At 71.8% G+C, this 22529-nt stretch carries 18 protein-coding genes; 7 read left to right on the top strand and 11 right to left on the bottom strand.

What is annotated here, in order from left to right; all coding sequences use genetic code 11:
* Positions 1–30: 30 nt before the first annotated feature.
* Positions 31–1374, bottom strand: coding sequence for a glutamine synthetase family protein (locus tag BN6_RS04875; protein ID WP_015098432.1), 1344 nt, complete (start codon positions 1372–1374; stop codon positions 31–33).
* Positions 1375–1526: 152 nt separating this feature from the next.
* Here BN6_RS04875 and BN6_RS04870 point away from each other — a divergent pair, with 152 nt between their 5' ends.
* The 5 genes from BN6_RS04870 to BN6_RS04850 all read left to right on the top strand — a co-directional run bounded on the left by BN6_RS04870 (position 1527) and on the right by BN6_RS04850 (position 6729).
* Positions 1527–2168, top strand: a complete 642-nt coding sequence (locus BN6_RS04870; protein WP_041311960.1) for an LppX_LprAFG lipoprotein — start codon at positions 1527–1529, stop codon at positions 2166–2168.
* Positions 2165–3685, top strand: a complete 1521-nt coding sequence (locus BN6_RS04865) for an MFS transporter (RefSeq protein WP_015098430.1) — start codon at positions 2165–2167, stop codon at positions 3683–3685. Before BN6_RS04870 ends, BN6_RS04865 begins: the two co-directional genes overlap by 4 nt.
* Before the next feature lie 653 nt (positions 3686–4338).
* Positions 4339–4524, top strand: a complete 186-nt coding sequence (locus BN6_RS04860; RefSeq protein ID WP_041311956.1) for a hypothetical protein — start codon at positions 4339–4341, stop codon at positions 4522–4524.
* A 46-nt stretch (positions 4525–4570) separates the two neighbouring features.
* Positions 4571–5983 carry an RNB domain-containing ribonuclease gene (locus BN6_RS04855; RefSeq protein ID WP_084672869.1) on the top strand — a complete coding sequence of 471 codons (1413 nt, stop codon included), beginning with the start codon at positions 4571–4573 and terminating at the stop codon, positions 5981–5983.
* The gene (locus BN6_RS04850) at positions 5983–6729 is read left to right on the top strand and encodes a helical backbone metal receptor (RefSeq protein ID WP_015098427.1); all 747 of its coding nucleotides are present in this window, start codon (positions 5983–5985) and stop codon (positions 6727–6729) included. The genes BN6_RS04855 and BN6_RS04850 overlap by 1 nt, the downstream gene beginning before the upstream one ends.
* 131 nt (positions 6730–6860) lie before the next feature.
* Here the strand turns inward: BN6_RS04850 and pip are convergent, their stop codons facing one another.
* The 3 genes from pip to BN6_RS04835 all read right to left on the bottom strand — a co-directional run bounded on the left by pip (position 6861) and on the right by BN6_RS04835 (position 10350).
* Positions 6861–7799, bottom strand: coding sequence for a prolyl aminopeptidase (gene pip, locus BN6_RS04845; protein ID WP_015098426.1), 939 nt, complete (start codon positions 7797–7799; stop codon positions 6861–6863).
* An 89-nt stretch (positions 7800–7888) separates the two neighbouring features.
* Complete coding sequence (panB, locus tag BN6_RS04840) at positions 7889–8746, bottom strand: 3-methyl-2-oxobutanoate hydroxymethyltransferase (RefSeq protein WP_015098425.1); 858 nt, start codon at positions 8744–8746, stop codon at positions 7889–7891.
* Positions 8747–9600: 854 nt separating this feature from the next.
* The gene (locus tag BN6_RS04835) at positions 9601–10350 is read right to left on the bottom strand and encodes an SDR family oxidoreductase (protein WP_041311953.1); all 750 of its coding nucleotides are present in this window, start codon (positions 10348–10350) and stop codon (positions 9601–9603) included.
* A gap of 104 nt (positions 10351–10454) precedes the next feature.
* Here BN6_RS04835 and BN6_RS04830 point away from each other — a divergent pair, with 104 nt between their 5' ends.
* On the top strand, positions 10455–11291 hold the full coding sequence (locus BN6_RS04830; RefSeq protein ID WP_015098423.1) for a helix-turn-helix transcriptional regulator: 837 nt from the start codon (positions 10455–10457) through the stop codon (positions 11289–11291).
* A gap of 38 nt (positions 11292–11329) precedes the next feature.
* On the opposite strand, the gene BN6_RS04825 is transcribed toward BN6_RS04830, so the two are convergent.
* Positions 11330–12892 carry an alpha/beta hydrolase gene (locus tag BN6_RS04825; protein ID WP_015098422.1) on the bottom strand — a complete coding sequence of 521 codons (1563 nt, stop codon included), beginning with the start codon at positions 12890–12892 and terminating at the stop codon, positions 11330–11332.
* A gap of 72 nt (positions 12893–12964) precedes the next feature.
* On the opposite strand from BN6_RS04825, the gene BN6_RS04820 reads away from it, so the two are divergent.
* Positions 12965–14680 carry an NAD+ synthase gene (locus BN6_RS04820; RefSeq protein WP_015098421.1) on the top strand — a complete coding sequence of 572 codons (1716 nt, stop codon included), beginning with the start codon at positions 12965–12967 and terminating at the stop codon, positions 14678–14680.
* A gap of 66 nt (positions 14681–14746) precedes the next feature.
* Here BN6_RS04820 and BN6_RS04815 read toward each other — a convergent pair whose 3' ends face one another.
* From BN6_RS04815 to BN6_RS04790, 6 genes are all read right to left on the bottom strand, one after another.
* Positions 14747–15361 (bottom strand): HdeD family acid-resistance protein, encoded by a 615-nt coding sequence (locus tag BN6_RS04815; protein ID WP_158509342.1) that lies wholly within the window; start codon positions 15359–15361, stop codon positions 14747–14749.
* Positions 15362–15639: 278 nt separating this feature from the next.
* On the bottom strand, positions 15640–16149 hold the full coding sequence (locus tag BN6_RS04810) for a hypothetical protein (RefSeq protein WP_015098419.1): 510 nt from the start codon (positions 16147–16149) through the stop codon (positions 15640–15642).
* A 23-nt stretch (positions 16150–16172) separates the two neighbouring features.
* Complete coding sequence (locus BN6_RS04805) at positions 16173–17171, bottom strand: C40 family peptidase (RefSeq protein WP_015098418.1); 999 nt, start codon at positions 17169–17171, stop codon at positions 16173–16175.
* Between the two features lies 1 nt (position 17172).
* Positions 17173–17784: a hypothetical protein gene (locus BN6_RS44770; protein WP_015098417.1), complete on the bottom strand. Its 612-nt coding sequence runs from the start codon at positions 17782–17784 to the stop codon at positions 17173–17175.
* Positions 17784–19694, bottom strand: coding sequence for a hypothetical protein (locus tag BN6_RS04795; protein WP_015098416.1), 1911 nt, complete (start codon positions 19692–19694; stop codon positions 17784–17786). Before BN6_RS04795 ends, BN6_RS44770 begins: the two co-directional genes overlap by 1 nt.
* On the bottom strand, positions 19691–22510 hold the full coding sequence (locus BN6_RS04790) for an ATP-binding protein (protein ID WP_051075932.1): 2820 nt from the start codon (positions 22508–22510) through the stop codon (positions 19691–19693). Before BN6_RS04790 ends, BN6_RS04795 begins: the two co-directional genes overlap by 4 nt.
* Positions 22511–22529: the final 19 nt, after the last annotated feature.

The following is a 22529-nucleotide window of genomic DNA, read 5'->3' as shown; positions in this document are numbered from 1 at the left end:
CGGTGTGGAACACCCGCACGGGTTTTCCCTTCACAGGACCGGCAGCAGTGTGCGGAGCTCGTAAGGCGTGACGCTGCGCCGGTAGGCGTCCCACTCCGTGCGCTTGTTGCGGAGGAAGAAGTCGTAGACGTGCTCGCCCAGCGCTTCGGGCAGCAGTTCGGAGTTCTCCATCTCGACCAACGCCTCACCCAGGTTCTGCGGCAGGTTGGCGTACCCGGCGGCACGGCGTTCGCGGTCGGTCAACGACCACACGTCGTCCTCGGCCGGCGGCGGGAGCTCGTAGCCCTTCTCCACGCCCTTGAGGCCCGCGGCGAGGATCACCGCGTACGCGAGGTACGGGTTGCACGCGGAGTCCAGCGAACGGATCTCCACCCGTCGGGACGACGACTTGCCCGGCGAGTACATCGGGACGCGCACCAGCGCGGAGCGGTTCGCGTGACCCCAGCACACGGCCGTGGGCGCTTCACCGCCGACGATGAGCCGCTTGTACGAGTTCACCCACTGGTTCGTGACACCGGAGATCTCACGGGCGTGCCTGAGAAGGCCCGCGACGAACGCCTTACCGGTCTCCGAGAGCTGGTAGGGGTCCTCGGCGTCGTAGAACGCGTTGCGGTCGCCCTCGAACAGGCTGACGTGCGTGTGCATGCCCGAGCCGGGCTGGTCGGAGAACGGCTTGGGCATGAAGCTCGCCCTGACGCCCTGCGTGATCGCGACCTCGCGCACCACGTACCGGAACGTCATGACGTTGTCCGCCATGGTCAGCGCGTCGGCGTAGCGCAGGTCGATCTCCTGCTGGCCGGGCGCGCCCTCGTGGTGGCTGAACTCCACCGAGATGCCCATCGCCTCCAGCGCCTCGATGGCGTGCCGGCGGAAGTGCGTGGCCGTCTCGTGGCTGGTCTGGTCGAAGAAGCCGCCGTTGTCCGCGGGGATCGGCTCGCTGCCGTCGTCCGGGAGGTTCTTCAGCAGGAAGAACTCCATCTCCGGGTGCACGTAGCAGGTGAAACCGGCCTCGCTGGCCTTGGCCAGGGTGCGGCGCAGGACGTGCCTCGGGTCGGCCCACGACGGCGAGCCGTCCGGCATCGCGATGTCGCAGAACATCCGCGCCGAGTAGTTCGCCTTGTCCGGCGTCTGCCACGGCAGCACCTGGAACGTGGACGGGTCGGGCTTGGCCACCATGTCCGACTCGTAGACCCGCGCGAAGCCCTCGATGGCCGAGCCGTCGAAGCCGATGCCCTCGCTGAAGGCCCCTTCGAGCTCGGCGGGCGCCACCGCGACGGACTTCAGGAAGCCCAGCACGTCGGTGAACCAGAGCCGGACGAACCGGATGTCCCGTTCCTCGAGGGTGCGGAGCACGAACTCCTGCTGGCGGTTCATGGCACGAAGCCTAGGTAAAGCCGGCGACCGCCGCGTTGCCGACTCGCGGGAACGCGCCGCGGACAGGGGTGGCTCGCGGACAACCCGCAGGTCAGGTGACGGTGCCGGTCGATTTGAGAGTGTTCTCAGGTAGGTGGATCTACGATCTGCGCATGTCCCGTCGTCGCGTCCTGGTTGGCGCGCTCGCCCTGCTGCTGGCCGGCTGCTCGTCGTCGTCCGGCGACCTGCCCGCCGGGTCCGACCTGGTGGGCAGGTCGGCCGCCGCCATGCGCTCGGTGAGCAGCACGCACTTCACCATCAAGGTCGACGGCGAGCTGCCCGACGTGACAGTGAAGGACGCCGAAGGTGATCTGAACGCGAAGGGCGAGTCGAAGGGCCGGGCCAAGGTCGAGCAGTTCGGCCAGCTCCTGGAGGTGGAGTACGTGCTGGTCGGGCGCGACCTCTACTTCAAGGGGCCGACCGGCGGGTTCAGCAAGCTGCCCGCCGCGCTGGCCGGCCAGGTCTACGACCCGACCGCCATCCTCGACCCGGACAAGGGCGTGGCGAAGGTGCTGGCCAGCGCGAAGGACGCGAAGACGGTCAGCGCCGAGAACGGCGGGCACGTGGTCGAGGCGACCGTGCCCAAGGACGTCGTGGCGGGCCTGGTGCCCGGGATCGGCGGCGACGTCAAGGCGACGTTCACGCTCAAGGACGACAAGCTGGCCGACGCCGTGTTCGAGCTGTCCGGCGGCGCGAAGGTGACCATGGCGCTGACCGACCTGAACAAGACGTTCACCGTCGCCCCGCCGACATGAGCTCCCGGCGGCTGGCGATCGGCGCGGGGGCGCTCGCCGTCCTGCTCGGCGCGCTGGACGCGTACGTGGTGGTCGGCGTCCTGGTCGACATGGTGCGGGACCTGGGCATCCCGGTGAACCACCTGGAGCGCGCGACCCCGGTGGTGACCGGTTACCTGCTGGGCTACGTGGCCGGGATGCCGCTGCTGGGCCAGCTGTCCGACCGGTTCGGCCGGCGGACCGTGCTGCACCTGTGCCTGGCCGGGTTCGCCGTCGGCTCGGCGGTCACCGCCCTGGCGGGCGACCTGCCGCTGCTGGTCGCGGGCCGGGTCGTGCAGGGGCTGGCCGGTGGCGCGCTGCTGCCCGTGACGATGGCGCTGGTCGGCGACCTGTGGGACGAGCGGCGGCGGGCCGGGGCGCTGGGCGTGGTCGGCGCGGCGCAGGAGTTGGGCAGCGTGCTCGGGACGCTGTACGGCGTCGGGGTGGCGTCGCTGTTCAACGCGTGGTCGGTGTTCGAGTCGCTGGAGCCGCAGAGCTGGCGGTGGGTGTTCTGGGTGAACCTGCCGCTGGCGGCGGTGGCGATGCTGGTGGTGCAGCGCACGGTGCCCGGCGGCTCGGGTCGGCCGGTGCGGATCGACGTCGTCGGCGGCGCGCTGCTGGCGTTGTCGCTGGGGTTGCTCGTGGTGGGCCTGTACAACCCGGATCCCGAGCACGCCGTCCTGCCGCCGTGGGGCTGGCCCGCGCTCGGCGGCGCGGTGGCCGTGTTCGGCGGGTTCGTCTGGTGGGAGAAGCGGTCGCCGGTGCGGCTGCTCGACCCGACCGGGGTGGTGATGCGGCCGTTCCTGGCGTCGTTGGGCGTGTCGCTGGCGGCCGGGGCGGCGTTGATGGTGACGTTGGTGGACGTCGAGCTGTTCGCGCAGACGGTGCTGCGGCTGGATTCGGCGGCGGCCGTGGCGTTGTTGGCGAGGTTCCTGATCGCGCTGCCGGTCGGGGCGCTGCTCGGCGGGTGGCTGGCGAGCCGCGTCGGCGACCGGTGGGTGGCGGTGGTCGGGATGGCGCTGGCCGGGGTGGCGTACGTGCTGATCTCGCGGTGGCCGGCCGACGTGCCGTCGTCCACCCTCGACCGCGACCTGGTGGTGGCGGGGTTCGGGCTGGGCCTGGTGATCGCGCCGGTGTCGGCGGCGGTCCTGCGCGTGGTGCCGGCGACCCAGCACGGTGTCGCGTCGGCGGCCGTCGTGGTGGCGAGGATGACCGGGATGCTGGTGGGCGTGGCGGCCCTGTCGGCCTGGGGCCTGCACCGCTTCCGCGAGCTGACGGCGAACCTGAACACCCCGCTGCCGTTCGGCGTGGAGCCGGCGGAGTTCACACGCCAGGCGGAGCAGTACCAGCGGGCGCTGACCGAGGCGCTGCTGACGGAGTACCACGAGATCTTCCTGATCACAGCCGTCATCTGCGCGGCGGGAGCCGCCCTGGCCCTCCTGCTGCCGGCCAAGACCTCGTCCCCCGATCTCACCGCCACACGTCCCCGGACCGGGTGATCAATCCCAAAAAACGTACGGAAACACTGTTCCCGATACTCGGTGAGATATCGAACCCCGCGAGCCACCCACCACTCCATCCCCACTCCGCCCACCACTCCCCCACCCCGAAGACACTCCAGACCCACCCCCGCCGCACGACACACGCAGCCACCCCAGCCCGTAGACGGAACGCGCGCCCGAACACGCCGCCGAGCACGCCGCCGAACGCGACACCCGCCCGACGCAGGCGAACGCCCACGGCCCCACCACCGCCGCGCTCCCGACGGCCACCCCCGGCCCGACCGCCCGCGCCGACTTCGCGCCAGGCTGCCGCCCCAACCGGACCCAGCCGCCCGCCACACGCAGCGGCCGGCCGCCCCCACCGGCTCCGGCCGGCTGCCGCGCGCGCAGCGGCCCGCCCGGCAGCCGGGCACCCGCCCGTCACGCGCCGTCACGCGCCGCCACGCGCCGCCGCACGCCACCGCATGCCGCACGCCACCGCCGCAGCCGTCGCCGCATGCCGCCGCCACCGCCACCGTCGCGTGCGACGCCGCCGCCGTACACCGCCGCCGCATGCTCGACGGCCGCCTGCGGCTGGCACCGGTCCGTTGCGCTGGATCTTGTGGGTGGCCGGACATGACATGCGGAGCCGCGCATGTCAGCCTGGACATATGGGTGATCCGAATGCCTGGTACTACTGCCTGACCCACCAGACGGCCGAGAAGGGTGTCGGCTGTCGTGGCGGGGACCGGATGGGGCCTTACCCGGACGAGGCGACGGCTCGGCGGGCGTTGGAGCTCGCGCGTGAGCGGACCGAGTCCGAGGACGAGGCCGACCGGAAGTGGAAGGGGAAATAGGCCGGGTTCGGGTGCTTGGGCGGGTTAAGGTGCACACGTGGCCTCGATGGTGATCCGTACCGGGCGGGCGGACCTGGACTTCAGCGGTATTCGGGCCGAGTTCGGGTTGCCCTCGGAGTTTCCGGCCGCGGTGCTGGCCGAGGCCGAGCAGGCGGTCGGGCGTGATGTCGCGGTCGGGCAGCGGGAGGACGCCACGGCGTTGCCGTTGGTGACCATCGATCCGCCGGGCGCGAAAGACCTCGACCAGGCCGTACTCGTGGAACGGGTCGGGCGCGGGTTTCGGGTGCACTACGCGATCGCGGACCTCGGGGTGTTCGTCGTGCCGGACGGCGCGCTGGACGCCGAGGTCCGGCGGCGCGGGCAGACCCTCTACCTGCCGGACGGCAACGTTCCGCTGCACCCGACCGTCCTGTCCGAAGGCGCGGCGAGTCTCCTCCCGTCGCAGACCCGGCCCGCTGTGCTGTGGACGTTCGAGTGCGGCGCCGGCGGCGAGCCGGTTGACGTGCGGGTCCGGCGGGCCATGGTGCGGTCGACGGCCCAGTTCGACTACGACAGCGTGCAGGCGGCTTTCGACGCCGGCACGCCGCACCCGTCGATCGAGGCGTTGGCCGACTTCGGGCGGTTGCGCCGGGAGCGGGCCACGGAGCGCGGCGCGGTCGAGTTGCGGTTGCCGGAGCAGGAGATCGTGCCCAACGGGGACGGCGACTGGAAGCTGGTCGTCCGCCCGCGCGTCGACGTGGACGCCTGGAACGCCGAGATCTCGCTGCTGACCGGGATGTCCGCGGCCAAGATCATGCTGGACGCGAAGGTCGGGGTGCTGCGGACGTTGCCCGACGCGGACGACACGGCGGTCGACGCGCTCCGGCGGTCGGCCAGCGCGTTGGGCGTGCCGTGGCCGGACGGCGTCACGCCGGCGCGGCTGCTGGCCGGGTTGGACCCGGCGCGGCCGGAGTCGCTGGCGCTCTTCGTGGACGCGACGAGGTTGTTGCGGGGCGCGGGTTACACCGCGTTCGACGGCGAGATCCCGCCGGTCACCACGCACGCCGGCGTCGCCGCCCCGTACACGCACGTCACCGCGCCGTTGCGCCGGCTGGTGGACCGGTTCGCGACCGAGGTGTGCCTCGCGGTGACCGCGGGCCAGGACGTTCCGCAGTGGTTGCGGCGGGCGCTGCCGTTGCTGCCCGGGGTGATGGGCGGCTCGGACGCGGTGGCGGGCAGAGTGGACCGGGCCTGTTTGGACCAGGTCGAGGCGTGGGTCCTGGCCGACCGGGTCGGGCAGGTCTTCGACGCCGTGGTGCTGCGGGCCGACGGGAACGGAGCCGACGTGTTCGTCGCGCAGCCGCCCGTGATGGGCCGGTGCGTGGGAGCCGATCTGCCTGAAGGCGAAAGGATCCGGGCCCGGTTGACGGTCGCCGATCCGGAACGCCGGAAGGTCGCGTTCGCCCGGGTCGACGCCTGATGCTGCCCGTTGACGACCTCGGCGAGCCGGTCCCGCTGCCGGACGCCCCGCGACGCGTGGTGAGCCTGGTCCCCTCGCTCACCGAAGCGGTCGATCCCGGCGTGCTGGTGGGGGCCACCGACTACTGCACGCATCCTGCGGACTTGGACGTGACGCGGGTCGGCGGGTCGAAGTACCCGAAGGTCGACCGGGTCCTGGCGTTGGCGCCCGACCTGGTGCTCGCGAACAGCGAGGAGAACCGCCCCGAAGACGTGGAACGCTTGCGCGCCAACGGAATTCCGGTGTGGGTGACAGCGGCGCCGGCTACCGTTCCGGCGGCGCTCAAGTCGTTGCGACGGCTGTTGGGCACGGCGTGGGACGTCGAACCCGACTGGCTGGTCGAGGCCGAACGGGTGTGGCGCGACGTCGAGCCGGCTCGGTTCCGCGCGGTCGTCCCGGTGTGGCGCAAGCCCTGGGTGGTGGTCGGTCGGGACACGTTCGCCGGGGACGTGCTGCGGCGGCTCGGCGTGGTCAACGTGTACGCCGACCACGCCGAGCGGTACCCGCGGCCGTCGTGGGACGAGATCCAGTCGCTGGACGCGGAGCTGGTGGTGCTGCCGGACGAGCCGTACCTGTTCACTCCGGACGACGGGCCGCAGTTCTTCCCGGACTTGCGGCCGGTGCACGTCTCCGGGCGTTACCTGACCTGGTACGGACCGTCGTTGGTGGCCGCGCGATCCGAGCTGGCGCGGGCCTTCGCGATCTGAACCGCCGCCGCTCACGCTTACCGCTCACCCCGGCGCTCACGTCCGCCGTCTGGGCTTGAGCCCGCCGCCTGAACCGACTGCCGGGATCGTCGTTCGGATCGCCGCTCGGGCCGTCGCTACGCCTGTGATGCTCAGGAACGGAAGCGGTCGGTGGCGTGGACCAGTGCTTTCAGGATTCCCGGCTCGTCGTACGCGTGTCCCGCGCCCGGCACCATGACCAGCTCCGACCCCGGCCACGCGTGGTGCAGTTCCCACGCGGACGTCGCGGGGGTGGCCATGTCGTAGCGGCCCTGCACGATGACGCCCGGGATTCCGGCGAGCTTGCCGGCGTCGCGCAGCAGTTGACCCTCGTCGAGCCAGCCCCGGTTGACGAAGAAGTGGTTCTCGATGCGGGCGAACGCCAGCGCGTAGCGCGGTTCGGCGAACACCGCGACCAGCTCGGGACGTTCGCGCAAGGTGACCGTGGACCCCTCCCACACGCTCCACGCGATCGCCGCCGGCTCGTGCACGGCCGGATCGGGGTCGTTGAGCAGTTGGGCGTAGGTGTTGATCACGTCGCCATCCGGGGCGAGCGCCGTGACCCGTTCCCACACTTCGGGGAACACGAACCCGGCACCGCCGCCGTAGTACCAGTCCAGCTCGCGTTGGCGGAGCGTGAAGATGCCGCGCAGCACGAGTTCGGTGACCCTCGACGGGTGGGTTTGGGCGTATGCGAGTGCGAGCGTGCTACCCCACGAGCCGCCGAACACCTGCCAGCGGTCGACGCCCAGGTGCTCGCGCAGCTTCTCCAGGTCGTCGACGAGGTGCCAGGTGGTGTTGGTGGTCAGGTCCGCGCCGGATCCGGCGGCGTGCGGCGTGGACCGGCCGCAGCCGCGCTGGTCGAGCAGCACGATCCGGTAGACCGCCGGGTCGAACAACCTGCGGTGGGCGGGCGAACTGCCGCCGCCGGGGCCGCCGTGCAGGAACACCACGGGTTTGCCGTAGGGGTTGCCGCACACTTCCCAGTAGACGCGGTTGCCGGCGCCGACGTCGAGCAGGCCCTGGTCGTAGGGCTCGATCTCGGGGTACATGCCCCTACTCTGCCCGACCAGGACCGGTCGATGATCACCCCGCCGGGGCCGCCGAGCAGGCCCGACAGCCCCAACCGGGGGTCGACCGATCAGTGGAACGTGTGCTCCGGGCCGGGGAACTGGTGGCCGCGCACCTCGTCGGCGAACGAGCGGGCCGCGCCGAGCATGACGTCGGCCATGTCGGCGTACCGCTTCACGAACTTGGGCGCCTTGCCGCGTCGCAACCCGATCATGTCCTGCCACACGAGGACCTGCGCGTCAGTGTCCGGACCAGCGCCGATGCCGACGGTCGGGATGTCCAGGTCGTGGGTGATCTGCTTGGCCACCTCGGCGGTGACCATCTCCAGGACCACCGCGAACGCCCCGGCTTCCTGCACGGCGCGCGCGTCGGCCACGACCGAGTCGAACCCGTCATTGCGCCCCTGCACCCGGTAACCGCCGAGCTGATGTTCACTCTGCGGGGTGAACCCGATGTGGGCCATCACAGGAATGCCGGCCCGCACGATCGCCTGGATGTGCGGCGCGAAGTGGCGGCCGCCTTCGAGCTTGACGGCGTGCGCGCGGCCTTCCTTCATGAACCGCACGGCGGTGGCCACGGCCTGCTCGACGGAGACCTGGTAGGAGCCGAACGGCAGGTCGGCCACGACCAGGGAGCGCTTCACCGATCGGGTGACGCCGCGAACCAGCGGAATCAGCTCGTCGACGGTGACCGGCAGCGACGTGTCGTAGCCGTAGACGTTGTTCGACGCGGAGTCGCCGACGAGCAGCACGGGAATGCCCGCTTCGTCGAAGAGCTCGGCGGTGTACATGTCGTAGGCGGTGAGCATGGGCCACGGCTCGCCGCGTTCCTTCAGCTCACGCAGGTGGTGGATGCGCACCTTCTTGGCCGGCGCGGTGGGCGCACTGGGCCCACTGCCGTAGGGCGCGGTTACCTCAGCAGAGGTCATTGTCGACCGTCCTCCCTCGAAGCCCGCTTCGTCGCGGGTCTCCGGGCCTTGTTGCACGGTTACCCGCCCAGCGTGACACCGCGAGGGCTGGTTGTGCGAGGTGTGCGAGTCACTTCACACCTGCCGACCGGATCACATCACCCAGGGCCGCACAGGCCACCTGCCGCCGCCGGTCGGGTCACGCCACGGGGAGGGCCGGACACCGTCTGTCGAGCGACGCGCGGCTGGTCACGCGGGGCACGCGAGGGCACGCGGCGCGGTCGTCGCGGGGCGCGGTCGTCGCGGGGCGCGGTCGTCGCGGGGCGCGGTCGTCGCGGGACGCGGTTGTCGCGGGCGGCGCGGCGCGGTTGTCACGCGGGCTCCGCGAGCGGGAGCGCGGGCGGGAGCGCGGGCGGGAGCGCGGGCGGGAGCGCTGCGCGGGTGGACGCGAGCGCGCGGGCTGGCGCGAGGGCGCGGGGCTGCGCGGATGCGGGCGCGGCGACGCACGGGGGGCGCGGGCCAGGGCGCGGTCGGGGCTGGCGGTCAGGGCTGGCGGTCAGGGGTGCTGGTGGGGGGTGCTGGTTGGGGGTGGCGGTTGGGGCTGTGGTTGGGGTGGCGGTCGAGGGGTGGGGTGGGTGGGGGTCGTGGTGGGAGGTTCGGGGTCTCAGGTGCGGCCTCATTACTTCACCGAGTAACGGGAACAGTGTTTCCGTACGTTTTTTGGGTCTGATCACCTGGGTGTGTGACGTGTGCTCACCGGTGTGGGTGGGGTGTGGCGAGGGTGGCGGAGGGGTGGGGAGTCCCGCGCCGGACGTTGTGGTGGCGTTCGGCGCGGGTCTTGGGAGGGATGGGCGGGCGGGAAAGGGAGTGTTGGGTTATGCCTGGCGGGTGGGTAGGACCATGATTTGGCGGAGGTTCACGTGCTGGGGGCGGCTGGTGGCGTAGGCGACTACGTCTGCCACTTCCGCCGAGGTCAGGCGGCCTACTCCGTCGAACCAGGTGTCCAGGTCCCGTTGCACCTCCGGGTTGTCGATGTGGCCGGCCAGTTCGCTCTCCGTAAAGCCCGGCTCGACGTTGGTGATCCGCACGTCTTTCGGGCCCAGTTCGGTGCGCAGGTTCGCGGACAGGTGCGTGACTGCGGCTTTCGTCGCCGTGTACACCGCGAAGTTCGGGAACGTCAGGTGTGCGCCTACCGACGAGATGTTCACCAGGTCGGCCGGACCGGTCTTCGCGGCCTCGATCAAATCCTCGGTGAACGCGCTGGTCACGTTGAGCACGCCGCCGATGTTCGTGTCGATCATCCGCGCCCACTCGTCGGCCCGGCCGTTGGTGATGGGGTTGGCGAGCATGACGCCCGCGTTGTTCACCACCACGTCCACCCGACCGAAGGCGTCGTGGACGGCAGCCACCGCGTCGGTCAGGTCCTGGGTCACGTCCGCGGCTACCGCAAGCGCTTGCCCGCCTGCGGCGTTGATCTTGTCCGCCAGGTCCTCCAGGCGGTCGGCGCGCCGGGACAGCAGCGCTACCCGAGCCCCCGAACGGGCCAGGAGCAGGGCGATCTCGGCGCCGATGCCGCTCGCCGCTCCGGTGACAACGGCGGTGCGGTTGGTGAGGTCGTAGGTCATGCGGCCAAGAGTGGTCGCGGTCGGCCGCACGACCGGAGGCCCCGGTTTTCCCTAGGTCTGGCAGGGCCAGGTTACGGCGGGCCGGCGCGGCCATACTGGAGTGCGTGAACCACGACCTGGGCGAGTTCCTGCGCACCCGCCGGGCCCGCGTCCGGCCGGACGACGTGGGCCTGCCGGGCGGCGGGCGGCGCCGTGTGCCGGGCTTGCGCCGGGAGGAGTTGGCGCTGCTGGCCGGCGTGAGCGTGGACTACTACATGCGGCTGGAGCAGGGGCGGACACCGGCGGTGTCCGACTCCGTGCTGAACGCGGTCGCCCGCGTGTTGCGGCTGGACGACACCGAACGCGCCCACCTGCGGAACCTGGTCCGGCCCACGACCGCGCCCACCACCGCGCGCAAGGCCGTGCCGCAGCGGGTGCGGCCGGGGTTGCGGCGGTTGCTCGACCAACTGACCGACGTGCCCGCGTTCGTGATGGGCCGTCGCACGGACATGGTGGCGTGGAACGCTTTGGCGGGCGCGCTGTACGGGTTCGATGATTCCGCGCCGGGCATGTTGAACAGCGCACGGCACGCGTTCCTGGATCCGGACGCCCGCCGGTTCTACCGGGATTGGCCGACGGTGGCGGCGGACACCGTGGCGGTGCTGCGGTTGGACGCGGGGCGGCACCCCGACGACACGCGGCTGGCGGCGCTGGTCGGCGAGTTGTCGGTGAAGGACGAGCTGTTCCGGAAGTTGTGGGCGCAGCACGCAGTGCTGGAGAAGACGCACGGCACGAAGTTGATGCACCACCCGGTCGTGGGTGACCTGGATCTGGACTACGAGGCGCTGAAGTTCCCGGCCGATCCGGATCTGCAACTGGTGGTGTACACGGCGAGGGAGGGGTCGCCGACCGAGGAGCGGCTGAGGCTGCTCGCCAGTTGGTCGGCCTCGGTCGACGTCTGAGCGGAAGTGCCGTTGGAACGGCGGTGGGAGGCGCGGCGTCAGGAGCAGGTCTTGCCGGCGGCGGGAAGTGTCAGGTTGATCAGGTAGTCGTCGCCGATGGGGTCCACGCACTCGTTGCCCTGGAGGTAGACGGTGTGCTGGTTGCCCTCGTAGGTGAGCAGGCCGCCGCCGAGTTCCTTCGCCAGGTTGACGCCCGCCTGGTACGGGGTGGCCGGGTCGCCGGTGGTGGAGATGACCAGCGTCGGGGGCAGGCCGGTGACCGGCTTGGTCTCCTGGGCGGTGGGCGGCACCGGCCAGAACGCGCACGAGTCGAGTGCGCCGGCGGCCGGGTTGCCGTCGTCCAGGAACGGGGCGGCGGCCTTGTAGCGGCGGGCGACGTCGTCGAGCACGGCGCGGTCGGTGACGCGGGGTTCGTCGACGCACTTCACGGCCGTGAACGCGTCGGTGATCGTGGCGTACTTGCCGTCCTTGTCACGGTCGTAGTACGCGTCCGCGAGCTGCATCAGCACTTCGCCGTCGTTGTTCTTCAACTCGGTGAGGCCGGCGTTGAGCGGTCCCCACAGCTCTTCGGAGTACATGGCCTGGATCGCGCCGGTGATGGCGTCGTTGTAGGACAGCTTCCGCGGGCCGACGTCGACCGGGCGCTGGGCGAGCGGCAGGGTGAGTTCGCGGAACGCCTTGCTCGCGCCGGCGGCGTCGCGGCCGAGCGCGCAGTCCTGGCGTTTCGCGCACCACGCGGAGAACGCGTCGAACGCCTTCTGGAACCCGGCGGCCTGGGCGATCAGCGACTCCACCTGGTTCTGCGTGGGGTCGACCGCGCCGTCGAGGACGAGCGCGCGGACGTTGGCCGGGAACGCGGCCGCGTAGCCCGCGCCGATGTGCGTGCCGTAGGAGTAGCCGAGGTAGGTGAGCTTCTCGTCGCCGAGCGCGGAGCGCATCACGTCGAGGTCGCGGACGACGTCGCGGGTGCCGACGTTGGCCAGCAGGTCGGGGCCGGTGGTGGCGGCGCACTTCTCGGCGTAGGTCTTGTTCTCGGCCTCGGTCTGGGCGATGCCGGCGGGCGAGGTGTCGATGTCGACGTCGAGGCGGTCGGTGTCGCGTTCGGCGTCGGTGAGGCAGCGCACCTGCGGTTGGCTGGAGCCGACGCCGCGCGGGTCGAAGCCGACGAGGTCGAAGCGGGTGCCGAGGTCGGACTTGCCGACCTGGGCGCTCAGGCTCGCGGCGGCGGACATGCCGGACGCGCCGGGCCCGCCGGGGTTGATGACCAGCGAGCCGATGCGGTCGCCGGTGGCCTGCCGGCGGAGCAGGCCGATGCGGATGGTCTGGCCGTCGGGCTTGGTGTAGTCGAGGGGCACCTCCAGGCGCGCGCACTCGATGTCCTTCTTGTTCTTGTACTGCGTTCGGGTGGTTCCGGTGGTGGCGTACTCGGCGCAGTCCTGCCAGCCGAGTTGCTGGCCGTAGAACCGGTCGAGGCCGGCGGGCACGGTCCCGGCGGGTCCGCGCTGTTCAAGCGCTGTTCCCGGGGTCGGTGAGCCGGGCACGACGGTCGTGCACGACGCCAACACGGGCAGGACGAGGAACAGCGTGAGGGAACGGCGCACGGTTCGATCGTAGGTGTGACTCGCCGGCCACATCGTCCACCACGGCCGCCCCACGTGAGCGAGAATGCCTGCATGCCACAGCTCCGACTCGCTCTCGCCCAGGTCAACGCCTGTGTCGGCGACCTGGCGGGCAACGCCGAACTCGTCGTGGACTGGACCCGCAAGGCCGCCGAGGCCGGCGCGCACCTGGTGGTCTTCCCGGAGATGGTGCTCACCGGGTACCCGGTGGAGGACCTGGCGCTGCGGGAGTCGTTCGCGCAGGCGTCCCGGGAGGCGCTGGCCGGGTTGGCGAAGCGGTTGGACGCGGCGGGCTGCGGCGAGGTCGCGGTGTTCGTCGGCTACCTGGACCGCGACGAGCACGGCAAGCGCAACGCAGCGGCCGTGCTGCACGGCGGCGAGGTGGTCGCGCGGCAGAACAAGCACCACCTGCCGAACTACGGCGTGTTCGACGAGCGGCGGTACTTCACGCCGGGTGACGCGCTGGACGTCGTGCGGCTGCACGGGGTCGAGGTCGGCATGGTGATCTGCGAGGACCTGTGGCAGGACGGCGGGCCGATCGCCGCGCTCGGGGCGGCCGGGGTGGACCTGGTGGTCTCGCCGAACGCCTCGCCCTACGAGCGCGAGAAGGACGACGCGCGGTTGCCGCTGGTGGCGCGGCGGGCGGTCGAGGCGCGGGCCCCGCTGGCGTACGTGAACCTGATCGGCGGGCAGGACGAGCTCGTGTTCGACGGTGACACGATGGTGGTCACCGCCGAGGGTGAGCTGGTGACCCGGGCGCCGCAGTTCGTGGAGCACCTGGTCGTTCTCGACCTGGACCTGCCCGGTGGCGCGCCCCGGACCGAGGGTGTCGTCAACGGGTTCACGGTGCGGCGGCGGACGGTGTCGGCGGACCCGGTGGCGGCCTACGAGCCGCTGCCCGTGCCGGCGGCGGCCGAGCCGCTGTCCGACGAGGCCGAGGTGTGGCACGCGCTGGTCACCGGGTTGCGCGACTACACGCACAAGAACGGGTTCCGGTCGGTGGTGCTGGGGCTGTCGGGCGGGATCGACTCGGCGGTGGTGGCGGCGTTGGCCGTGGACGCGCTGGGTGCCGATTCGGTCTACGGCGTGTCGATGCCGTCGGTTTATTCGTCGGACCACTCGAAGTCCGACGCCTACGACCTGGTGCAGCGGACCGGTGTGCACTACGAGGTGCAGCCGATCGCGGACATGGTGCAGGTGTTCGTCGGGCAGCTCGGGCTGACCGGGCTGGCCGAGGAGAACGTGCAGGCGCGCTGCCGGGGCGTGACGCTGATGGGGCTGTCCAACCAGCACGGCCACCTGGTGCTCGCGACCGGCAACAAGACCGAGCTCGCGGTCGGCTACTCGACGATCTACGGCGACGCGGTGGGCGGGTTCGCGCCGATCAAGGACGTGTTGAAGACGCTGGTGTGGGACCTGGCGCGGTGGCGCAACGCGCAGGCGGAGAAGTTGGGCGAGCTGCCGCCGATCCCGGAGAACTCGATCAGCAAGCCGCCGTCGGCGGAGCTGCGGCCGGGCCAGGTCGACGCGGACTCGCTGCCGGACTACGAGCTGCTCGACGCCGTGCTGGACGACTACGTCGAGGGCGACAAGGGCTACCACGACCTGATCGCGGCGGGGTTCGCGGCGGAGCTGGTCGACAAGGTGCTGCGGATGGTCGACCGCGCCGAGTACAAGCGGCGGCAGTACCCGCCGGGCACGAAGATCACGTTCAAGGCGTTCGGCCGTGACCGCCGGCTGCCCATCACGAGCGGGTGGCGCGAGGGCTGAGACCCGCACGTCGACACGCACGTCGGCCGGGCCTCCAGCGCGGAGGCCCGGCCGACGTGCGTGGTGCTACGCGGGGGCGGCGTGGCCGGTGGTGTGATCCGCGGACGTCTTCGGCGCGGGGGCACGGCCGTCGGACACGGCGGCCGCGATGCTCAGGATGCCGAGCACGAGCAGCGTGATGCCGAACAGCCAGGCGAGCGCGACCATGCTGGACAGCGGGGCGACCAGGACGACGATGCCGGCGATGACCGTGACCACGCCGGAGAACACCGCCCAGCCGCTGGTGCCGAACCCGTGGAAGATCTCGGCGACGCCGCCGACGACCCAGATCGCGCCCAGCAGCAGCGCCAGGACGGCGATGGTCTGGAACGGGGCGCGCAGGCACAGGATGCCCGCGAGCAGCGACAGCAGCCCGGCGACCGCGAACAGGACCCGTTGACCGGTGCCCGCGCCGTCCGTCGTGAACGTGCTGACCAGCCAGAACACGCCGGTGATCAGCAGTTGGACGCCGAAGAGCACGGCCGCGGTGAGGATCGTGAGGCCGGGCCAGATCAGCACCAGCAGCCCGATCAGCACGGTGATCACGCCGAACGTGACCCGCAGCCCCTTCGACTGGCCGAGCGCCGCGAGCGACTGCGTCGGACCAGGCGTGCCACCCGGACTAGCCTCGAAGTGCGCCATGGCGACCAGGGTGCGCCTCATCCCCGCGACGCGCAGTGCCGAACCCGCTTATCACCCGTTCCGGGACGCCGGAACAGCCGGGCGCCGAGGCAGGACTCCGTCGTGCGGCAGGGCTGGAGGGCCCGCGGGCGCAGGGTTCGGAGCCAGGTCGTCAGGCGGGTGGTGCGGTGGGGTTCCATGCCCACCCGAGCGACGGGAACGCCGTCACCGCACGTCGTCCCGCGTAGATCACCCGAACGGTGGGGCGGCCCCGCGGGCGACGGGGGCCGCCGTCCCGGTCAGCGCTGGTGCGGCGCCTGCACCGGCAGGGGGCCGGAGTGCGGGTGCTGCTGCTGGGGCACCGGGAACCCGCGCGCCGGGGTGTTCTGGTTGGCGTTGGCGTAGTCGCCCGGGATCGGGTCCAGCACCGACACCAGGACCACCCGGTTCTCCGGGTCCTCGATCCGGGTCCCGGTGCGGTCGCGGTAGACCAGCTCGCCGTCCGCGTCGATCTCCATGATCGCGCCGACCTCGGCCAGCTGCTCCTCGTCGAGGTCGACCAGGCGCTCCCGGCGGGACGGGATGACCCGGTAGACCGGCCAGCCCAGGTGGGCGAACGAGCGGTGGAACTCCGCCATCAGGTGGGTCATCTGCTGCTGCCACGGCAGCGGCATCGCCTCGACCAGCGACCGCGGCAGCACGGCGTACGTGCCGTCCACGCCGGGCGGCAGGGACGACAGGTAGTCCCGCAGCGGGGTGCTGGACGCGGGTGGTCCGGCGTGGCGCTGGATGGGGTCGGGGGTGAACATCGGTGGTGCCTCCCTCACACGATCTACACGCCCGGCCGGACGGCCAGCGGCATCAACTCGTGGTAGTCCCACTTGACCTTGCTGATCTTCACCACGTCCCCGGTCTGGGGGGCGTGGATGTACTCGTCGTTGCCCAGGTACATGGCCACGTGGTGCACCGTGACCGGGTTGGCCGGGTTGGTCGCCCAGAAGATCAAATCACCTGCTTTGGCCTCGCGCACGGGCAAGTGCGCGCCACCGGCCACGTACTGGTCGTTCGCGACGCGCGGGATCTTCACCCCGGCCTCGGCGAACGCCTTGACCAGGATGCCCGAGCAGTCCCACTGGTCGGGGCCGTTGCCGCCCCACAGGTACGGCTCGCCCAACTGCTGCTTGGTGAACTCGATCGCGGTGGCCGCGGCCCCGGAGGCGAGCAGGAACTGGCCGACGGCCTGGCCGCAGCCCGCCGGGTCGACCACGTCGCCGAGGTCGCCGATGAGGAACGCGGCCATCGCCTCCCAGTTGTGGTACCGGTCGGGGAACGCCGAGCGCTCCACGGCCTGCGCCGACTCGCCGGGCCGCCGGTCCTCCCAGTCGGGGACGTTGACCAGCACGTCGTAGAACTTGTTGATCGCGTACACCGGGTCGGTGACCTGGGCGGGTGAGCCCCAGCCCATCGACGGGCGCATCTGGAAGATGCCCAGCGAGTCGCGGTCGCCGTAGTCGAGGCTGCGCAGCCCGGACTCGGTCATGCCCGCCTGGATCGCGATCTGCCACGCCAGCGGCGGGAGCTTGCGCTCCTGCCCGATGGAGATGATCTTGGCGACGGTGCCGCGCTGCTCCTCGTTGAGCCGGCTCGCGTCGTTGCGGCCCTTCTCCGCGCCGCCGCCCTCCCACGGGCCGATGGACGCGTTGCAGCCGACGTTGCGGATGCCGACGCTCTCGTCGGGTGTGGTGTTGTTGACCACGGTGGAGACGCCGTTGGTCACGGTCACCGCGACCACGGCGGCCACCGCCGCGACGACCAGCGCGATCTTCAGCATCTCAACCCACCCTGCTGTACTTGTGCACGCGCCAGCCCTCGGGCAGCTTGGCCACGGTCAGCACGAGCTTGCCGGTTTCCAGGTCGGCTTCGAAATCGACCGAATCGGTGGTCGGCCGGACGGCCTTGACCGGGCTCTTGATCTCCTTGGGCACGTTGGCCGGGTCGACCGACTGCAGCGTGGGCAGCAGTTCGTCCGACGTCCACGGCTTGAGCCCGCCCAGCCACTTGGCGTTGGTGGTGCCCGCCGGGTGGTTGAGCCACGCGTCGATCCAGCTCTCGGCGACCAGTTGCGCGTCGGCCGTCACCGGCGCCGACGAGGCGGCGGCGGTGGGACTGGGTGCTTTGGTCGGCAACGCCGTGGTGGTGCCGGCGGGCGGCAGCACGCCGATCTGGTTGCCGCCGCCGATCGTCGTGGGTCTGCCGGAGGTGGTGGTGGCACCGGGTGCGGCGCCGGACTTCGACCCCACGGTGTGGTCGAAGACGATGCTGGTCGTGGCGACCAGCGCGATGAGTCCGACGACGGTGGCGACCAGGTGCCGGGGCGACCGCAACGGCCACCCCCACAGCCGGCGGTAGACCGCCGTGCGCCCCCGGTTCGTCCTGATCGGCATCAGCTGTCCCTGACTTCGAGTCCGCGCGAGGGCCGGTAGATCACGTGGACCTGCCGACCGGCCACCACCTCGGTCTCCGCTCGCCGCGGACCCGGCACGACCGGGCCGTCGGACATCCGGGAGAACCCGTTGTGCACCCGGGACGGCACCAGCACGGCGTCGTCCAGGCGGTCCCAGTTGCGATCGGCGACCGGCGGCGCGTCCACGACCCGGGACCGGCCGGTCGTCAGCGCGGCCGGGCTGTCGTGGCCGCCGGCCGGGAGCGCGGCGCGGCCGGAGCCGGTCACGCCCGCGTCGAGCGGGACCGGGCCGCCGGTCCGGTCGAGCCGGTGCGCGGTGGCCACGACCGGGTTGGCCGCTTCGGGCCGGATCCGGCCGCGCCCGCGCTGCGGCACCTCGGGGCCGTCGGGGTCGGTGTCCCGGACGGTGTCCCAGAACTCCTCCTGCGGCGAGGGCCCGGTGTCCTTCTTGCGGCGCAGCCGGGACAGCAGCCCGCCGCGCATCGGCAGGGCGTTGCTCGCCGAGCCGACCGACATCTCCACCATCTGCCACATCCGGCGCAGCGGTTTGCCGATCATGAAGCAGACCAGGGTCAGCATCAGCCCGAGCAGCGTCCGGGTCAGCAGCGAGAGCCCGTTGGCGTTGAAGATCGCCTGCAGCAGCAGCGCGTGGGTGCCCGCGAGGACCGCGAGGACCAGCACGTTGAACACGGTGACGGCGACCGCGCGGCCGACCTTGCGCAGCAGGTCGTGGTGCAGCAGCGCGACCAGGCCGATCAGCGGGCCGGCCAGGGTGAGCACCCGCAGCAGGAGCTGGGCGAGCAGCACCGCGGCCTTGGCGAAGAGCTGGAACAGCGAGAACGCGACCGCCTGGAGCAGCGACAGGAACCCGGCGCCGGTGCGGCCGCCGGCCTCGCCGCTGAACGACGCCTGCGCGGGGCCGAGCTGGTTGTAGATGTTCTTGTACTCGGTGCGCTTGGCGTTGAGGGCGTTCTGGTCGCCGTCCTTGTGGTCGCCGATCTCCTGCACCGTCCACGCCTGGGCGGCCAGCGCCTTCGGGCCGAACTCGGCGGCCTGGGGCGCGTCGGGCGAGCCGAACTCGCCGCGCAGCCAGCTCTGGTAGACCACCGAGTCGTGCAGCCGGGACGGCAGGACGTCGAGGCTGTCCTTGCCCTCCTCGACGTCGATGAACCCCGCTTGGATCTCGGAGGTCTTGGTGACCAGCGTGTTGTCCAGCAGGTCGTAGAACTGGGGCAGCGCCAGGGTCGAGGTGGCCAGCCACATCGCGGCCAGCGCCCACAGGCCGCGCTTGCTGATCGCGGCCAGGTCGCCGTTCCAGATCTGCCGGAACATCAGCACCGCGAGCACCAGCGCGACCAGGCCGAACCAGCGGAGGTAGACGTTGTCGTAGACCTTCTGCACGCCCTCCTTCACCGCCTTGTCCAGCGGCTGGAGCAGCCCCTGGCCGACGACGGTGTAGTGCAGGGCGTTGGTCGCGCCGACGATGTTCTTGCCGACGTTGAACAGCTGGTTGCCCGCCCACGTGTCGAGCACCGGGGAGGCGTTGGGCACCAGGCACTTCTCCTGGTAGGTGTGCCACACCATGCCCGCGTAGCCGTAGGTCAGGTAGGGGGAGTCCTTGACGCCGTTGCCGATCGACGGGTCGAGCGCGCCGACCATGCCGGAGCCGGGCCGTTCCGGGATGGGCGACTCACCGCACGGCGCGGCGTACGCGGGCGCGGCACCGACGACCGCCTGGAGCCCGACGATGGCGACCACGACGGCCATCGCCCGCCACCGCCCGCCGCTCGCGGGCCGCTCGGGCCCGCTGTCGGGGTCGGGATCACGTCTGAACCGCCGCCGCGCGTAGAGCGCGGCGGCCACGACCGCCGCCAGCAGGAGGGTGCTCATGCCGCACCTTCCCGGCCCGGACGCCGGTTTCCTCCCTCACCGTGGGTCGAGTCGACCAGCTGCGGGTCGGCCAGGCCGACCTCGAGGTCGGCCGCGAGCTCGTCGTCGTACTCGTCGGTCAGGCCCTCGTCGTAGGCGAACGGGTCCTGCGGCGGCGAGGAGAGCTCCACCTCGTTCTGGTCCGGGCCCTCGCGCATCGCGTCGGGGGTGGTGTCCAGCGAGTTGCGCAGGTGCTCCAGGTGCGGGCCGGAGAAGTCGATGCGGATGCGCTCGACGCCGCCCGCGCCGTCGCCGAAGATGAACTGGCGGGGCGCGCGGTCGCGCTCGGTGCTGTTGCGGACGCCGCCGGGGCGGCGGCCGAGCGAGGCCACGACCTGCTCGTAGCCCGCGCCGACCGGGACCTTGAGCAGGCGCAGCGCGTCGGCCTGGGCCTGGTCGTCGTCCAGCCGGCCGACGAACACCGAGTCGAGCAGGGTGACGAAGCCCTGGATCTTGAGGAAGTCGGCGGGGATCTGGGAGGACAGCAGCACCCGGACGTTCCACTTGCGGGAGTCGCGGGCGAACCGGTTCATCAGCACCCGGCCGGTGGGGACCTCGGACAGGAAGAACGCCTCGTCGATCCACACGCCCTTGCGGAGGTCCTTGGGGCGTTCGTAGATCGACCGCTGGGTCAGCCACGCGGCCAGGTTGAGCATCTCCACGCCGAGCGCCTCGGCGTCGGTCCAGTGCTCGCGGCCGACGCCGTCCTTGGGCAGGTTCAGGCCCGCCATGGTGAGCACGGTGAGCCGGTCGTCGCGCTGCTCGTTGTACGGGTCGGCGTCCTGCTCGGGGATGAGCAGCGACATCCGCTCGCGCATCTCGTCGAGGAAGTCGGCGACCACGACGGCGTGCTCGTGGTGCTCGGACGCGTCGCGGCGCAGGGCCTCGAAGACCTGGCCGGGGTGGGCGTCGGGGCGGCCGCCGACCGTCCGCACCGCGCGCAGCAGCACGATCCGGGTCTGCGGGAGCCGGGCCACCTCGAACGGGAGCAGGCCGGTGAGCACGTCGAGCACGAGCCGGCGGCGGGTCGCCGCGGCCAGCGCGCGTTCGCGCCGCCACGCCCGTTCCGGGTCCTCCTCGTCCAGGAAGTGCTCGAGCTGGGGCTCGGCGACCACCCGGTACGGGTTGAGGATGCCGGGCTGGGCGTTGAGCAGGTTGATCGGCCGCGCGTAGGGCTTGAGCTCGGGCAGCTCGCACAGGGCGGCCAGCGGCCCGGACGGGTCGAGCAGCGTCCAGTGCGCGCCGGAGCGCAACGTCTTGTAGACGATGCCGCCGCCGAGGAACGACTTGCCCGCGCCCAGCCCCGCGACCATCGCGGACAGGCCGGACGCGTCGCGCAGCTCCTGCGCCATCCACGGGTCCCACGCCACGGGCCGCCGGGTGGCGGTCACCGTCTCGCCGAGCAGGATGCCGCGCCGGTCGCCGACCTCCGCGGTCGCCGTCGGCACCGACGACGCCGCCCACAGCACCGAGCCGCGTCGCAGGTAGGCCGACGAGGACAGCGGTTCGCCGGGGATGAACTCGCGGGCGATGGCGTACTGGGCCTCGGGGTGCTCGATGGCGACCTTCGGCTTGTACAGGTCGAGCAGGGCCTGGGCCAGCCGCAGCGCCTCGCGCTCGGTCGGGCCGGACACGGCCAGCCGCCACCACGACCGGACCCGGGTGCCCAGCGCGGTGAAGCCCGACGTCATCTCGTCGTCGATCTCCAGCACCCGGGACGCCTGGCGGGCCAGCGACTGCGGCGGTTCCAGCTCGTGCTCGTCGGTGTAGTGCCGCACCTGGGAGCGGACCTTGTTCATCTGCCGGGTCAGCTCGCCGGAGACCTCCTCGGGCCGGCGCACGTAGATCCGGGCGGACCACTCGACGGCGGCGGGCAGCCGGTCGGAGCGCTGCACCCACGGGTCGTCGACCTCGGGGATCTGGAGGCCGTGCATGAGGCCGACGGTGAGCACGGCGACGTGCCGCTTGATGCCGGCGTTGGAGCCGGTGCGGCCGCGCACGGTCACGGTCGGCGAGTACGGCTCCTGGTGGAAGTCCGCGGCGTCGGTGAACGACGCCAGGTCCTCGGGTTCCCACGGGGCGCCGGGCACGGCCGGCAGGTTGCGCGGCGCGGGCAGGCCCAGCGAGCACGACCGGTGCATCAGCCAGGACATCTCCTCGGCCGTCACCGGCCGGCCTTCCAGCCCGGCCGAGCCGATCACCTGGTCGAGGTGGTCGACCTCGGACTCGATGGCGGTCAGCTCCGCGTCCACCGCGTCCGGGAAGACCTTGCGCAGCACGGGCGCGGCCCGTTCCACGGCGCGGTCCATCATGTTCCGGGTCTGCACCTGGATGCCCAGGTAGACCTCTTTCTCCGCCATCGAGCGGCCCATGAGCTGCTGCTGCTCGCCGACCATGTAGTCGTCGAACGACAGCGTGCCGGGGGTGTCCGGCAGCCGGCGCACCGCGTTGTGCACGTGCGCCTCGGCCCACATCCGGATCGGGTAGGGCCTGGTCGTCACCCGCAGGTGCATCCACCGGCCCTGGAGTTCGGCGTACTGGCCGGCGATCGCGGCGATCAGGTCCTGGCGCTGCGAGTCGGAGCGGAACGACCAGCGCTGCGGGGCGAGCTTGTACCAGGCGTACACCTCCTGGCCGGTGCGCAGCAGGTGGCCGTCGATGCTGCGCGCGGCGATCGACGGGGTGTAGCTGGGCACCGCCTGCTCACCGGGCAGGCGTCGGCCACGCTTGGAGTAGACCTTCCGGTCGTCCCGCGCGGCAGCGGCGTGCTGGGCCACGTGCTGCGCCGCGGAGCGT

The organism is Saccharothrix espanaensis DSM 44229, from assembly GCF_000328705.1.
Taxonomy (GTDB): domain Bacteria; phylum Actinomycetota; class Actinomycetes; order Mycobacteriales; family Pseudonocardiaceae; genus Actinosynnema; species Actinosynnema espanaense.
The sequence above is the reverse complement of the archived record's forward strand: the minus strand, read 5'-3'. Positions and strand labels throughout refer to the sequence as shown.

Coding starts and splice junctions, on each gene's coding strand:
- BN6_RS04875 (WP_015098432.1), bottom strand. CDS start 1,374: ATGAACCGCCAGCAGGAGTTCGTGCTCCGCACCCTCGAGGAACGGGAC.
- BN6_RS04870 (WP_041311960.1), top strand. CDS start 1,527: ATGTCCCGTCGTCGCGTCCTGGTTGGCGCGCTCGCCCTGCTGCTGGCC.
- BN6_RS04865 (WP_015098430.1), top strand. CDS start 2,165: ATGAGCTCCCGGCGGCTGGCGATCGGCGCGGGGGCGCTCGCCGTCCTG.
- BN6_RS04860 (WP_041311956.1), top strand. CDS start 4,339: ATGGGTGATCCGAATGCCTGGTACTACTGCCTGACCCACCAGACGGCC.
- BN6_RS04855 (WP_084672869.1), top strand. CDS start 4,571: ATGGTGATCCGTACCGGGCGGGCGGACCTGGACTTCAGCGGTATTCGG.
- BN6_RS04850 (WP_015098427.1), top strand. CDS start 5,983: ATGCTGCCCGTTGACGACCTCGGCGAGCCGGTCCCGCTGCCGGACGCC.
- pip (WP_015098426.1), bottom strand. CDS start 7,799: ATGTACCCCGAGATCGAGCCCTACGACCAGGGCCTGCTCGACGTCGGC.
- panB (WP_015098425.1), bottom strand. CDS start 8,746: ATGACCTCTGCTGAGGTAACCGCGCCCTACGGCAGTGGGCCCAGTGCG.
- BN6_RS04835 (WP_041311953.1), bottom strand. CDS start 10,350: ATGACCTACGACCTCACCAACCGCACCGCCGTTGTCACCGGAGCGGCG.
- BN6_RS04820 (WP_015098421.1), top strand. CDS start 12,965: ATGCCACAGCTCCGACTCGCTCTCGCCCAGGTCAACGCCTGTGTCGGC.
- BN6_RS04815 (WP_158509342.1), bottom strand. CDS start 15,361: ATGGCGCACTTCGAGGCTAGTCCGGGTGGCACGCCTGGTCCGACGCAG.
- BN6_RS04810 (WP_015098419.1), bottom strand. CDS start 16,149: ATGTTCACCCCCGACCCCATCCAGCGCCACGCCGGACCACCCGCGTCC.
- BN6_RS04805 (WP_015098418.1), bottom strand. CDS start 17,171: ATGCTGAAGATCGCGCTGGTCGTCGCGGCGGTGGCCGCCGTGGTCGCG.
- BN6_RS44770 (WP_015098417.1), bottom strand. CDS start 17,784: ATGCCGATCAGGACGAACCGGGGGCGCACGGCGGTCTACCGCCGGCTG.
- BN6_RS04795 (WP_015098416.1), bottom strand. CDS start 19,694: ATGAGCACCCTCCTGCTGGCGGCGGTCGTGGCCGCCGCGCTCTACGCG.